The 12985-nt window shown below is 65.0% G+C and carries 13 protein-coding genes; 11 read left to right on the top strand and 2 right to left on the bottom strand.

Annotated elements, in window-relative coordinates:
• Positions 1-255: 255 nt before the first annotated feature.
• From FS320_RS28795 to FS320_RS28765, 7 genes are all read left to right on the top strand, one after another.
• Positions 256-2844, top strand: coding sequence for a bifunctional diguanylate cyclase/phosphodiesterase (locus tag FS320_RS28795; protein WP_162003293.1), 2589 nt, complete (start codon positions 256-258; stop codon positions 2842-2844).
• 151 nt (positions 2845-2995) lie between these two features.
• Positions 2996-3622 carry a thioredoxin domain-containing protein gene (locus tag FS320_RS28790; RefSeq protein ID WP_152715701.1) on the top strand — a complete coding sequence of 209 codons (627 nt, stop codon included), beginning with the start codon at positions 2996-2998 and terminating at the stop codon, positions 3620-3622.
• Between the two features lie 217 nt (positions 3623-3839).
• A complete protein-coding gene (gene murJ, locus FS320_RS28785; RefSeq protein ID WP_152715700.1) occupies positions 3840-5363 on the top strand; it encodes a murein biosynthesis integral membrane protein MurJ in 1524 nt (507 codons plus the stop codon).
• A 168-nt stretch (positions 5364-5531) separates the two neighbouring features.
• Complete coding sequence (gene trpS / locus FS320_RS28780; protein ID WP_152715699.1) at positions 5532-6572, top strand: tryptophan--tRNA ligase; 1041 nt, start codon at positions 5532-5534, stop codon at positions 6570-6572.
• A gap of 64 nt (positions 6573-6636) precedes the next feature.
• Positions 6637-7134 carry a universal stress protein gene (locus tag FS320_RS28775; RefSeq protein WP_162003292.1) on the top strand — a complete coding sequence of 166 codons (498 nt, stop codon included), beginning with the start codon at positions 6637-6639 and terminating at the stop codon, positions 7132-7134.
• A 167-nt stretch (positions 7135-7301) separates the two neighbouring features.
• On the top strand, positions 7302-7862 hold the full coding sequence (locus FS320_RS28770; protein WP_152715698.1) for a NifU family protein: 561 nt from the start codon (positions 7302-7304) through the stop codon (positions 7860-7862).
• 81 nt (positions 7863-7943) lie between these two features.
• Entirely contained in the window at positions 7944-8534 is a 591-nt protein-coding gene (locus FS320_RS28765; RefSeq protein ID WP_152715697.1) for a malonic semialdehyde reductase, read from the top strand.
• Positions 8535-8537: 3 nt separating this feature from the next.
• Here the strand turns inward: FS320_RS28765 and FS320_RS28760 are convergent, their stop codons facing one another.
• The gene (locus FS320_RS28760; RefSeq protein WP_152715696.1) at positions 8538-9119 is read right to left on the bottom strand and encodes an NUDIX hydrolase; all 582 of its coding nucleotides are present in this window, start codon (positions 9117-9119) and stop codon (positions 8538-8540) included.
• A gap of 135 nt (positions 9120-9254) precedes the next feature.
• Here FS320_RS28760 and tsaB point away from each other — a divergent pair, with 135 nt between their 5' ends.
• The 4 genes from tsaB to olsA are packed head-to-tail and all read left to right on the top strand — an operon-like array spanning position 9255 to position 11708.
• Entirely contained in the window at positions 9255-9938 is a 684-nt protein-coding gene (gene tsaB / locus FS320_RS28755) for a tRNA (adenosine(37)-N6)-threonylcarbamoyltransferase complex dimerization subunit type 1 TsaB (protein ID WP_152715695.1), read from the top strand.
• A gap of 11 nt (positions 9939-9949) precedes the next feature.
• Entirely contained in the window at positions 9950-10435 is a 486-nt protein-coding gene (locus tag FS320_RS28750; RefSeq protein WP_152715694.1) for a GNAT family N-acetyltransferase, read from the top strand.
• Between the two features lie 50 nt (positions 10436-10485).
• The gene (locus FS320_RS28745) at positions 10486-10941 is read left to right on the top strand and encodes a Fur family transcriptional regulator (protein ID WP_152715693.1); all 456 of its coding nucleotides are present in this window, start codon (positions 10486-10488) and stop codon (positions 10939-10941) included.
• Complete coding sequence (gene olsA, locus FS320_RS28740) at positions 10938-11708, top strand: lyso-ornithine lipid O-acyltransferase (RefSeq protein WP_162003291.1); 771 nt, start codon at positions 10938-10940, stop codon at positions 11706-11708. Before FS320_RS28745 ends, olsA begins: the two co-directional genes overlap by 4 nt.
• Positions 11709-11822: 114 nt before the next feature.
• On the opposite strand, the gene gcvA is transcribed toward olsA, so the two are convergent.
• On the bottom strand, positions 11823-12764 hold the full coding sequence (gene gcvA / locus FS320_RS28735) for a transcriptional regulator GcvA (RefSeq protein WP_152715692.1): 942 nt from the start codon (positions 12762-12764) through the stop codon (positions 11823-11825).
• Positions 12765-12985 lie beyond the last annotated feature (221 nt).

Here is a 12985-nt window from a genome sequence, read left to right as displayed (position 1 = left end):
CTTCTTCCTGAAAATCAAGCACTTCAGACGCATCGCCACGCGCTACGAACAGACCCCACGGGCGTTTATGTCAATCCTTTGCCTCGTCAGCGCGTTCATCTGGACCAAATGAATGTCAACGCGCTCTAATGGACAGGCTTTGTAATATAGGCCAAGAATTTATTCGATATTCGCGGCACTCTGGTTTGCGATATGCATTGGAATAAAGACGTCGGCCTTGCTTCGGCACATGAGAGATCTCGTGAAGATTTGATCATGCCGCAAAGGAATAGCCAGACCAGATATGATAGTCTGTATCATTACGCATTCGCCCTGAGCCGGCTGATTCCCTGGCTCGCCGACGCGGACGGAAAGGTGGTTCAGATCGGGCCCGGCTGGGCCGAATTGATCGGCCAGCCTCCCGAGCAGCTGGTCGGCAACGGTTGGGTGAAGCTGGTTCATCCGGATGACCTGACTCGTCTGGTCCAGTCGAGGCGCGAAAGCCTCGCTGCCGGGACTCCCTATCAATGCGAATATCGGATCAAGACGGCCGACGGCGGTTACCGCTGGTGCCGCTCCAGTTCGGCTGCACGACGCGACGAGACCGGAGCCATCGTCTCCTGGTATGGCACGACGGAAGACATCCATGACCGGAAAGAGGCGGAGCTCGCCCTGCAGGGCCACGCCCGCGTCCTGGAAATGGTCGCCGCCGGCCAGCCCACCGGCGAGATTCTGGCTGCGCTCTGTCGGCTGGCGGAAGCGCAGCTTCCCGGCGCGAAATGCTCGATCCTCCTGCACGATCCGGAGGCCGGACGGCTCCGGCACGGCGCCGCCCCCAGCCTTCCGGCCGCCTACAATGCCGCCATCGACGGCCTGAGCATCGGGCCCGCCGTGGGTTCGTGCGGAACGGCCATTCATACACGCAACAGCGTCATCGTCACCGATATCGCATCCGATCCGTTATGGACCAACTGGTGCAACCTTGCACTGTCCCATGGTCTGAGTGCCTGCTGGTCGAAGCCGATCTTCTCGCGCTCCGGCGAGGTGCTCGGTTCCTTCGGCTTCTATTACGGCGAGCCCCGCACCCCGACATGCGACGAGATGGAGCGCATGGACGCCGTGCTGCATCTTGCGGCACTCGCCCTCGAGCGGCAGCGCAGCGATGCGGCCTTGCGCGAGAGTGAAGAGCACCACCGTCATTCCGTCGAGCTCAACCCCCAGATTTCCTGGACGGCCGATCCGCAGGGCAACCTCCTCGACGTCTCCTCGCGCTGGCACGATCGCACCGGCATGAAAGTGGAAGACGCCCTGGGCTCCGGCTGGAGCAGGGTGATGCATCCCGAGGACATCGCCTTCATCCGCGATCGTTGGTCCCACTCTGTGGCGACCGGTGAGGCTCTCGATGTGGATTACCGCCTGCGCATGTCGGACGGAAGCTATCGGTGGTTCCGCGGCCGCGCGGCTGCACGGCACGGCCGGGATGGCATCATCCGCTGGTACGGCACGCTTGAGGACATCCACGACCGGAAGCTCACGGAGGAAACCCTCCGCTGGGCTGCCCACAACGACGATCTCACGGGTCTCGCCAACCGCAGGCTTTTCCGCGAACGTCTGCAAAAGGCGCTCCATGAAGCATCCGGCCCGGGAACATCTGGCTCGCCCCATGCCACGGGCCTGTTGGTCATGGATCTCGATCACCTCAAGCAGATCAACGACAGGTTCGGCCACGACGCCGGCGACGATCTCCTGAAGGAATTCGCGCAGCGGCTGCGCAGCGTCGTGCGATCGGTCGACACCATCGCCCGTCTTGGCGGCGACGAGTTCGCCGTGATTCTGCCCGCGATCGCCGGAGAATGCGATGTGGTCGCCATGGCCGACGCCATCTTGTCCCGCATGCACGAGCCGTTGAAACGCGATGGCAAGCTGCTGGACTGCCGCACGAGCATCGGTGGCGCCATCTCCGTCGGCTTCGGCATGAGTCCCGAGGAGCTTCAGAAGCAGGCCGATCTGGCGCTCTATCGCAGCAAGACCTCCGGGCGGGGCTCGTTCAAGATGTTCGTCCCGACCATGCGGGAGGAGTCGCAAAGAACGGCTTCGGCCCTGGAGGTGGCCGCAAGAGCAATCGCGTCCGACTGGATCGTGCCGTTCTACCAGCCCAAGGTGGTCCTGGCCACGGGCGCGCTCGGCGGGTTCGAGGCGCTTCTGCGCTGGCATCATCCCCGCGGCGGAATCCAGTCGCCGGAAAAGATCGCTCCCGCTTTCGACGATACCGAACTTGGAACGGCCATCGGCGAGCGCATGCGGTCCTGCATCCTCAAGGATATGCGCGGCTGGCTCGATGCCGGTCTCCCGTTTGGCCGCATTGCCGTCAACGCGTCGGGCGCGGAGTTCCGGCGCGACAACTATGCCGAGCGCGTGCTCGACGACCTGAGGCGGATGGACGTGCCTGCCCGGTGCCTTGAAGTGGAGGTGACCGAGAGCGTGTTTCTCGGCTCGGGCGCCGAGTTCGTGGAGCGTGCTCTGCGCACGCTGAGCGCGGAGGGCGTGACGATTGCGCTCGACGATTTCGGCACCGGCTACGCGTCGCTGTCGCATCTCAAGCGCTTCCCGGTCGATGCGATCAAGATCGACCGGACCTTTGTGAGCGGTCTGGAATCGGATGCGGGCGATGCCGCCATCGTCAGGGCTCTCCTGAGCCTCGGCCGCAATCTCGGCATCGAGGTCGTCGCCGAGGGCGTCGAAAATGCCTTTCAGGCGACTTTCCTGCAGCGCATGAGCTGCGACCTCGTACAGGGATACCACTTCGGACGCCCCATGCAGGCCGAGGACGTCACACCCTTCGTCACGTCATGGGCAGGGATGTGACATCCGTCATCCTGCGTCCTCGCCATGGGACCAGCCGAAACCCAGATGACCGCGCCTCCTCACCGTCACGGGTCTGCGAGAAAAAGAACCTTGGCCTTGCCGTCGCCATGATCGACCGGCACGAAGAGCTCACCTTACGAGAGTTCCGTTCATGATCCTGTCCCGCCGCGTCCTTCTCGCCGGTCTCGCCCTGTCCGGCACGAAAGCTCCCGCCTTTGCGCAATCCGCGCCGGAGTCGCAGATGATCCCGGTGGAGCTGATCGAGAACACCCTGAACCTGCCCTCCATCGTGCGCATCGGCCACAAGCATGGCGACGTGATCATGGTGGAGTATTTCGACTACAACTGCCCCTGGTGCAAACGCTCGGCTCAAGGCCTGCCCGATCTGCTGAAGGCGGAGCCCGATCTCTCTTACGTGCTGGTGAATTTCGCCGTGCTCAGCCCGCAATCCGTCGCCGCCACGCGCGCGGCCCTGGCCTATCTGCAGCTCTATGGCCCCGAACGCTATCTGCCCCTGCATCTTGCACTGTTCGACATGCGCGGCACAGTCGATGGCGAACGGGCACTGGCCGAGGCCGAACGGCTCGGCGGCGACCGCCAGCGCATGACCGAGACGGCCAACAGCGACCAGACCACGGGTTGGATGAAGGACGCGTTTTCCACCGGAAACGATCTCGGACTCGTCGCAACTCCGTCCTTCCTGATCGGGACGGAGGCCTATATCGGCGGCATGAGCCTGGAGCAGAAGCGCGAGGCGATTGCACGGGCAAGGGGCTGATTCCTCACCGTCACCCCGGGGCCGCGAAGCGGAGCCCGGGATCCATTTTATAAACACGACGCCTCCAGAAGGGGCGAGCAGCGTTGGGTCTCTTTCCGCACCCTCGGCGGTTATGGATTCCGGGCTCGGCCTATGGCCGCCCCGGAAGGACCGTGGAAACGTCAGTGCAAGTCATTCCTTAGACATTCCCTTCAGGACCGGTTAAGCCCCGGAGGGAATGTCGCTCATCCGCTCCTCGCTTCTGGTCGGCCTCGGCTCGATGGCCTCGCGCGTTCTCGGCTTCGTCCGGGACGTATTGTTCGCGCAGGCGCTGGGAGCGGGACCCGTGGCGGATGCTTTTCTCGCCGCCTTCCGCCTGCCCAACCTGGTGCGCCGCATCGTCGGCGAAGGCGGGCTCAATCCGGCTTTGATTCCGGCCCTCAGCCGCCTGGAGCTTGACGATGCGGCAGCCACGGCCGGCGACGTGCTGAGCGTCTTCGGGCTGGCGCTGCTTGGGCTGACGGGTCTCGTCGAGATCGGGGCGGGACTTCTGGCTTTCATCCTCGTCCCGGGGCTGCACGACGATGGCGAGACGCTGGCGCTGGTCGCGCTCTATACCCGCCTGTCCTTTCCCATCGTGACGTGCATCACGCTCGCCTCCATCGGCGCCGCGATCCTGAACATGCGCGGACGCTTCGGCGCGACGGCGCTTGCGCCGCTCGCCGTCAATGGCGGGCTGATTCTAGCGCTCGTCGTGATGGAAGCCGGTCTTTCCTTGCCGCTCGTGCAGAAAGCCGCATGGCTCGCGGCAGCGTCGAGCCTTGCCGGTCTGATCCAGCTCGCCCTCGTGGCCGCAGCCTTGCGAAGCGGCAAAATCCGGCTCGTCCGTTTCCGAAGACCTCGTTGGTCCCCGCTCCTGAAAAGTCTTCTCCTCGCCGGTTTTCCCGTGCTCGTGGCGAGCGGCGCCATGCAGCTCTTCATGCTGGCCGCAACCCAGATCGCCTCGTTCTGGTCCTCCGGCGTCTCCTGGCTTTACTATGCCGAGCGGGTGATGCAGCTGCCGCTCGGGCTGATGGCCGCACTCGGCTCGAGCCTGCTCCTGCCTGAACTCGCCCGCCGGCATCAGGCGGGAGAGACGCAGGCCATCGTGGCGGCGCAGAACCGGGCGCTGGAAGTGGCGCTGCTGCTCGCCTTGCCGGCCAGCGCCGCTCTGTTCATTCTCGCCCGTCCGATGAGCAGCGTGCTGTTCGAGCGCGGCGCGTTCCAGTCTTCTGACGCGGAGGGCACGGCTCTCGTTCTCATGGCCTTGAGCGTGGGCCTTCCCTTCGCGACGGCCGCCAAGGTGCTGAGCCAGACCCTTTTCGCCCGTGGTTCCTTGAGAGCGGCGCTGGCGGCGGCGATCGTTGGCCTGGTCCTGACCGTCGCGGCCTCCGTGCCGCTCGCTTGGCCGCTTGGCCCGACGGGGATCGCGCTTGGGGTCAGCGTCGGGTGCTTCGGCCACGCGGTCGCCGTGGTCTCCGGCCTTCGTCGATTCGGCCTTTGGTCAGCGGACCGGACGCTGATGGCCCGGATGGTGAGGATCGCCGTGGCGGTTCTCGCAATGAGCCTGGGTCTCGCCGGTGCAGGCCGCCTTTTCCCACAGGCGGGAGTACTTTCCCTCACCACTCTCTGCCTCGGGGGCCTTGCACTTTATGCGCTCGCGGCCTGGGCCACCGGTGCCGTGACCCGCGACGATTGGGCCGCTCTCACGAAAAAATCGTGAGGACCCTTGCATCGTAGCGCCGCCCTGTCATAACCCGCGCCTCAATGGAGCATTGTCGAGCCAAGCGGCCTCCGGTTCGCTGCGGAACAATGCGGTGATCAAGACAATCTGGGGCGGTCGGCGGTTCAGCCTTAAACCGCGCATGCACCCCTGCGGGAGTTCAAGACGATGGCGCAGTTCAAGGAGCTGGTGTTCTCGGGCGTTCAGCCCACCGGCAATCTCCATCTCGGGAATTATCTCGGCGCCATCAAGCGCTTCGTCGCCATGCAGGAGAACTACGGCTGCATCTATTGCGTCGTGGACATGCACGCGATCACCATGCCGCAGAATCCGACCGACCTCATCCGCCAGATCCGCGAGGTGACGGCCGCGTTCCTGGCCGCCGGCATCAACCCTGAGCGCCACATCGTCTTCAATCAGTCCCAGGTGCCTCAGCACGCGGAGCTCGCCTGGGTGTTCAACTGCGTCGCCCGTCTCGGCTGGCTCAACCGGATGACCCAGTTCAAGGACAAGGCCGGCAAGGACCGGGAAAACGCTTCCGTCGGCCTCTACGCCTATCCGAACCTGATGGCGGCCGACATCCTGGTCTACCGCGCCACTCATGTGCCGGTGGGCGAGGATCAGAAGCAGCATCTGGAGCTGACCCGCGACATCGCCCAGAAATTCAACAACGACTGGGCCGAATCGATTGCCGCCCAGGGCTTCGGCGATGCCTTCTTTCCGCTGACCGAGCCGATGATCCAGGGCCCTGCGACCCGCGTCATGTCGCTGCGCGACGGCTCGAAGAAGATGTCGAAATCGGACCCGTCCGATTATTCGCGCATCAACCTGACGGACGACGCCGACACCATCGCCCAGAAGGTGCGCAAGGCGAAGACGGATCCCGAGCCCCTGCCGAGCGAGGTGGACGGCCTGAAAGCCCGCCCCGAGGCCGAGAACCTCGTGGCGATCTATGCGGCCCTCATGGACACCACGCCGGAAGAGGTGCTGCGCCAGCATGGCGGCGCGCAGTTCTCCGGCTTCAAGGCCGCTCTCGTGGATGTCGCGGTGACGAAGCTCTCACCCGTCGCCGACGAGATGCGCCGCCTGATGGCCGATCCCGGTCATATCGATGCCGTCCTGGCCGACGGCTCGGCACGGGCCCGTGCCCTCGCGTCCGTGACCATGGATGCGGTCAAGGACATCGTCGGTTTCGTGCGTTCGCGCTGAGGCTCCGGGCTTGCTCTTGCCGTTATGGCAGGGCAGCATCAAGCATCATGCAGGAGAGCGTGCTGTGAGCGGCAAGCGCCGATCCTACGAATCGGGCCACCGTCCGAAATTCATGGTGGTGGTCGACAAGACTCCGGAATGCGCCCGGGCGGTTCATTTCGCCTCGCGGCGAACGGTTCGCACCGGCGCGAGCCTGCTCATGCTCGCGGTCGTGGACCCACCCGACAATTTCGAATGGCTCGGCGTCGGCGAAGCCATGATCGAGGAGGCGAGCGAGGAAGCCCAGAAGCAGCTCGACGCGGCCGCCCGTGAGGCGCGCAATGCCGCAGGCGTCGAGCCCGAGCAGGTGATCCGCGTCGGCAACCGGGCCGACGAGATCATGAAGCTCATCCATGAGGACGAGGACATCTCCTTCCTGGTGCTCGCCGCAGGCAGTGCCAAGGAAGGCCCAGGTCCGCTGGTCTCGACCCTCGCCGGCCGCGCCGCCGCCTCCTTCCCGATTCCCATCGTCATCGTGCCGGGCAGCCTCACGGATGAGGAAATCGACGCGCTGGCTGGCTAAAAGGTAGTCGTTCCGGGGTCCGCCGTGCAGCCCCGGGATGCCATACCGGCATATATTCTCCCCTTGGAATCCACCTTGTTCCATTCCACATTGAGCCTGGAACCTGTTAGAACGATTCTAACACCCACTCGGCCGGCCTTGAACCGGCGCAGAGGACGAAAGAAGCCATGTTTATCCAGACCGAAGCGACTCCCAATCCTGCCACCCTGAAATTCCTGCCCGGCCGCGTCGTGATGCCGGAAGGCACGTTCGAGGCGAAGACTCCTGAAGCTGGCGAAGTCTCCCCTCTCGCCCAGCGGCTGTTTGCCGTGCCGGGCGTCACGGCCGTGTTCTTCGGCTACGACTTCGTCACCGTGACGAAGGCGGACGGCGAATGGCAGCATCTGAAGCCGGCCATCCTCGGCGCGATCATGGAGCACTTCATGACCGGCGCGCCGGTCTTCGCCAACGGCTATGGCGCGGCAGAAGAGGACGGCGAGGAGTTCTTCGACGAGCAGGACGCCGCCACGGTCGAGACCATCAAGGAACTGCTCGAAACCCGCATCCGCCCGGCGGTGGCCGGCGACGGCGGCGACATCACCTTCCGGGGCTTCAAGGATGGCACCGTCTATCTGGTCATGAAGGGCGCCTGCTCGGGCTGCCCGTCCTCGACCGCCACCCTGCGCCACGGCATCCAGAACCTGCTGCGGCACTTCCTGCCGGACGTGCGCGAGGTGCAGGCGGTCTAACAGGCCGTTTGATCAGACCTTAGGAATTCAGCTATCGAAGCGCGGCTTTGTCAGCCGCGCTTTTCGTTTGGAGACCGTCCGTTGCCCGCCCTGCCCGATGCCGCCCTGGACCAGCTTTTTCGCGAAGCCCGCACCCATCGCTGGTGGGAGGACCGCCCGATCCCGGAGGCGACCCTGCGCGCTGTCGCCGATCTCGCCAGGCTGGGTCCGACGAGTGCCAATTCCTCACCGGGCCGCTTTGTCTTCGTGGTGTCTCCGGAGGCCAAGCAGAGGCTCAAGCCCCATCTCGACGAAGGCAATGTGCGCCAGACCATGAGCGCGCCGGCGACGGTGATCGTCGCCTACGACACGGAGTTCTATGAAAAGCTCTCCTTCCTCGCGCCGAACAGCCCCGATGCGCGCAGCTGGTTCGCCGGCAAGCCCGAGGCCATCGAGAGGACGGGCTTCCAGGGCTCCTGCCTCCAGGGGGCCTATCTCATCATGGCCGCCCGTGCGCTCGGGCTCGATTGCGGACCCATGGGCGGCTTCGACCGCAACGGCGTCGACGAGGCGTTCCTTCCGGGCGGCAAGTTGAAGTCGAACTTCCTGATCAATCTCGGCTACGGCATCCCCGAAAAGCTCCATCGGCGCCAACGGCGCTTCGCCTTTGAGGAGTTCTGCCGGATCGAATGAGGTTCACAGGTGCCACTTGCCGATGGCGCTCAGGGCAATGGCCAGGGAGGCGATCTGCATCGCATTCGTAATGGTGCCATTGGCAGCAAGCCGAATGACGTCCTGAACCGGCACCCGCAGCACCTTGATCTGCTCGGTCGGGTCGTTCAGCTTCTTGCCGGACAGGCGCACCCCTTGCGCCAGCACGGTATGGCAGAAATTCGTGTGGGTCGCGGGATTCGGCGAATGCTTGCCGAAATAGCGCCAGTGTTCCGCAACATATCCCGTTTCCTCCTCGAGCTCACGGGCGGCCGCTGCGAGCGGAGATGGATCCTCCTGGTCGATCGCCCCTGCCGGCACTTCGAGGGATATGCCCCGGAAGGCATGGCGATATTGCTCGACCAGGATGATGTGATCCTCGTCGTCGAGCGCCACCACGTGAACCCAATCGGGATACTCGAGCACGTAATAGGGTGCCACCTCCACACCCTCGGCGGTCAGGCAGTCGTCGGCGCGAAGCTTGACCCAACGGTCGCGAATCACGTCCCGTGAGGTTTTCACGGTCCAGGGCTTGGGTTCGGGGGAAAAAGGGTCGGATGTGGTCATGGGCCGATCATGGCACCGGCCGTCCTGCCTGCTCAAGCTGAAACTCTCCGGCCCGAACCACAGAAGCGTGAAACCGGGTTTCCTCCGGTCCGCTTCATGCTCTAAAGGATTCTGCAGACCTGACGGAGACGAACGTTGCGCGTCCTTGCCATCGATACCGCCCTCGGCGCCTGCTCGGCCTCCATCGTTGAAGCCGGAGAGCCCGTGGCGCTGGCCGCCGAGACCATTCCCATGGACCGCGGCCATGCCGAGGCCCTGATGCCGCTCCTCGACCGGCTCTCTGCGCAGGTCGAAGGCGGCTTCGAGAGCCTGGATCGGGTTGCCGTCACCATCGGGCCCGGCAGCTATACGGGCCTGAGGGTCGGCATCAGTGCCGCCCGCGGCATCGGTCTGGCAGCCGGGATCCCGGTCGTGGGCGTAGCGACGCTCTCCGCCTTCCTCGCCCCGCTCATGGTGGGCGACAGGCGTGGCCTCTTCACCGCCGCCATCGATGCCAAGCACGGCCATATCTACATCCAGGCCATCGCGCCTGGCGGGCGCACCATCATTCCGCCGGGTCTCATGACCTACCGCGATGCCATCCGGCTTCTCGGCTCCGGTCCGATCCTCATCGCCGGATCGGCCTCGGCCATGCTGGCCGCGGAGGCGCGCGCGCAAGGGGTCGAGGCCCATATCAGCGACGTCTCAGGCTTTCCCGAGATCGCCTGGGTGGCCAGGCTCGGGGCCCTTGCCGATCCGAATCAGGCACTGCCGAAGCCGCTTTACCTGCGCGAGCCCGATGCCAAGCCGCAGGATGGGGCCCGAATCGCAAGGCAATGAGAATTCTCGCAATGAGCATTCTCACTCGCTTCATCCACCCGCCGGCTCCGCGCATCGAGGCCGTCGGCACCGAGGCCGCCGCCCGTCTGGCGGCCATCCATGCCTCCGCCTTCGCGCGGGCCTGGAGCACGCTCGATTTCGAGCGCCTGCTCAGTGAGAGAGGCGTCGTGGCCGATGGGCTCTTTCTCGGGCGTGCCACCAAGCCGGCGGGTTTCACTCTGTCGCGGATCGTGCTCGACGAGGCCGAAATCATCACGGTCGCGATCGCCTTCGAGGCGCGGGGCAAGGGCCATGCCCGCCCGCTGCTCTTCCATCATCTCGACACCCTCTCCCGCCGCGGCGTGAGCCGGGTGCATCTGGAGGTCGAGGAGGGCAATGCGCCGGCCATCGCCCTCTATCGCCGCCTGCGTTTCCGGGACATCGGACGGCGGGAGGGATATTATCAGAAGGCCGATGGGACCAAGGCTGCAGCGCTCACCATGGCTTTGGACCTATAGCCCGCTTCGCTTCCCTCGCTTATAAGCCTCGGCAAGGAGTAGATTAAGCCTTGGCACTTCGGAACAGCACATCCGCGAAACCGCGCCGGTCGGACGCCATCGAGCGCGCCTGCCGCGACAAGGGACTGCGCATGACAGGCCAGCGCCGGATCATCGCGCGAGTTCTCGATTCCGCCGAGGATCACCCCGACGTGGTGGAGCTGCACCGGCGCGCGGCAGAGGTGGATGACCGCATCTCGCTCTCGACCGTCTATCGCACGGTGAAGCTGTTCGAAACCGAGGGCATTCTGGAGCGGCTCGATTTTCGCGACGGGCGCTCGCGCTACGAACAGGCGGCGCGGGAACACCACGACCATCTCATCAATCTCGAGACGGGCGACGTGATCGAGTTCCGGTCAGAGGAAATCGAGGCGCTCCAGAACGAGATCGCCAAGCGGCTCGGCTACAAGGTCGTCTATCACCGGCTCGAGCTCTACGCGGTGCCGCTGGACAAGGACGACGTGTGACAAGAATCGGCGTCGTCTTCCGGCTCCTGCTGCTCGGCCTGTGCAGCCTCGTGCTCGTGCCGCTGCAGATGCTGGCCCTGCGCCTCACTTGGTCGTCGATGCTGCATGTGGTGCCGATGTGGTTTCACAGGGCGCTCCTGGCAATCTTCAACGTGCGCGTGATCGAGCAGGGAACGCCGCCGACGGACGCGCCGACCATCGTCTTGTCGAACCACGTCTCCTGTCTCGATATCCCGGTCATCGGCTCGCTGCATCCGCTCTCCTTCATCGCCAAGTCGGAGGTGGAAGGCTGGCCGGTGGTCGGCCTGTTCGCAAAGCTCCAGCGCACGGTCTTCATCGACCGCCAGCGCCGCAAGGCCACGGCGGAGGTGAACGACGCGCTCGGCCACCGGCTGGTGAAGGGCGAAGCGATCGTGCTGTTTGCGGAAGGCACCACCAGCGACGGCAACCGCCTCCTGCCCTTCCGCTCCTCGCTCGTGGGCGCGGCCCAGACCGCCCTCATGCATGACAGCGTCGAGCGGGTTTATCTACAGCCCCTCGCCGTCTCCTACATCCGCCGCAACGGCCTGCCCGTGACCCGGCGCGATCGCCCGTTCATCGCCTGGTACGGCGATATGGATCTCGGGCCCCACCTGAAAATGTTCATGCGAGGCGTGCCACTCGACGTCGTCGTGACCTGGGGCGAGCCGATCCCCTTCAACGGCAACCGCAAACAGGCCACCGCTTCGGCCGAGGCAGAGGTGCGCCGCGTGCTGAAGGCGGCGTGAGGCTTGTCATCCCCGGCGGCCCAAGGGGCCGGAAGGGGATCCACTTGCACGCTCAGCGCTGATGGATTTCCTTCCCCTCCGCTGATGCTCCGGTCGGGAACAGCCTCGGAGCGCTCATGCGAGTTGCTGCCGCGCCGCCTCGGCGGCGTGCGCCCTCGCCTCCTCCAGAAGCCAGCCCCGGAAGGCCGCAAGGGCCGGCCGGTCGGCGGTGGCTTCCGGGCAGACCACATAATACTGGTAGGACCCCTTCACCTGCTGCGGAAACGGCTGAACGAGGCGGCCCGCCTGCAGGTAATCGCCGATCAGCACATTGGTCGCGAGCGCTACGCCCTGGCCTGACGCCGCGGCCTGAAGGCAGAGATAGGTATGGGTGAAGCGCGGGCCGCGGGAGGTGTCGACGCCCGTGACGCCGAGAGCCGCGAGCCAGCGGTCCCATGTGGTGTAGTCGGGAATGCTCTCCACGCTCTCGTGCAGCAGGGTGTGGTGGCGCAGATCCGCCGGCTCGTTCATGGGACGCGAGGGATTGCCCAGCAGGGACGCGCTGCAAACGGCAAAGAAAAACTCCTCCATCAGCAGATCGGTCCTCAATCCCGGATAATTCCCCCGGCCGAAGCGGATCGCCACGTCCACGTCCTCGCGGGCAAAATCCGCCAGCCGCGTGTCGACGGAAACCCGCACCTCCAGATCGGGATGCTGCTCCTTGAGGGAGCCCAGCCGGGGAATGAGCCAGCCCGCGGCGAAGCTTGGCATGGAGCTCACCGTGATCACGTTGGAGCGGTCGGACCGAAGGGCCTGCGCGGTCGCGCCGTCGAGCCGATCGAGGATGTCGGACAGGGAGGCGGCATAATGCTCGCCCAGCGGCGTCAGCACCACGCCGCGGCTCGGCTGGCGCAGGAAGAGAGGACGCCCGAGCCAGGCTTCCAAGGATTTCACCTGCTGGCCCACGGCACTCGCCGTGACGGCGATCTCGTCGCCCGCCTTCTCGAAACTCAGGTGGCGGGCCGCCGCCTCGAAGGCGCGCAGGGAATTCAGAGGCGGAAGGCGTCGACGGGACATGGCGGATCCAGGGTCTTTTGCCCAAGCTTTCCTTGGGCGTAACGCAAGAACTTCTCGTTTGCTTGCAACCTACCTGTTTGGTAGCGGAACGTTATTGGGATCAGGTGCGTTACGCCATTGAGGAGTATACTTGGCGCTTTGACGGCCTGCGACGCCGAGCTTCTCACCGCAGGAGGACGTGATGCACTCCCTTCATCCGCAAGCCCGCACCACCCCCGCCG

This window comes from Microvirga tunisiensis (assembly GCF_009296175.1).
GTDB classification, from domain to species: domain Bacteria; phylum Pseudomonadota; class Alphaproteobacteria; order Rhizobiales; family Beijerinckiaceae; genus Microvirga; species Microvirga tunisiensis.
The sequence above is the reverse complement of the archived record's forward strand: the minus strand, read 5'-3'. Positions and strand labels throughout refer to the sequence as shown.

Bases quoted from the DNA above. Each gene is read 5' to 3' on its own strand.
- trpS (WP_152715699.1), top strand. From the start codon at position 5,532: ATGGCGCAGTTCAAGGAGCTGGTGTTCTCGGGCGTTCAGCCCACCGGC.
- FS320_RS28770 (WP_152715698.1), top strand. From the start codon at position 7,302: ATGTTTATCCAGACCGAAGCGACTCCCAATCCTGCCACCCTGAAATTC.
- FS320_RS28795 (WP_162003293.1), top strand. From the start codon at position 256: ATGCCGCAAAGGAATAGCCAGACCAGATATGATAGTCTGTATCATTAC.
- FS320_RS28750 (WP_152715694.1), top strand. From the start codon at position 9,950: ATGAGCATTCTCACTCGCTTCATCCACCCGCCGGCTCCGCGCATCGAG.
- gcvA (WP_152715692.1), bottom strand. From the start codon at position 12,764: ATGTCCCGTCGACGCCTTCCGCCTCTGAATTCCCTGCGCGCCTTCGAG.
- FS320_RS28790 (WP_152715701.1), top strand. From the start codon at position 2,996: ATGATCCTGTCCCGCCGCGTCCTTCTCGCCGGTCTCGCCCTGTCCGGC.
- murJ (WP_152715700.1), top strand. From the start codon at position 3,840: ATGTCGCTCATCCGCTCCTCGCTTCTGGTCGGCCTCGGCTCGATGGCC.
- FS320_RS28760 (WP_152715696.1), bottom strand. From the start codon at position 9,119: ATGACCACATCCGACCCTTTTTCCCCCGAACCCAAGCCCTGGACCGTG.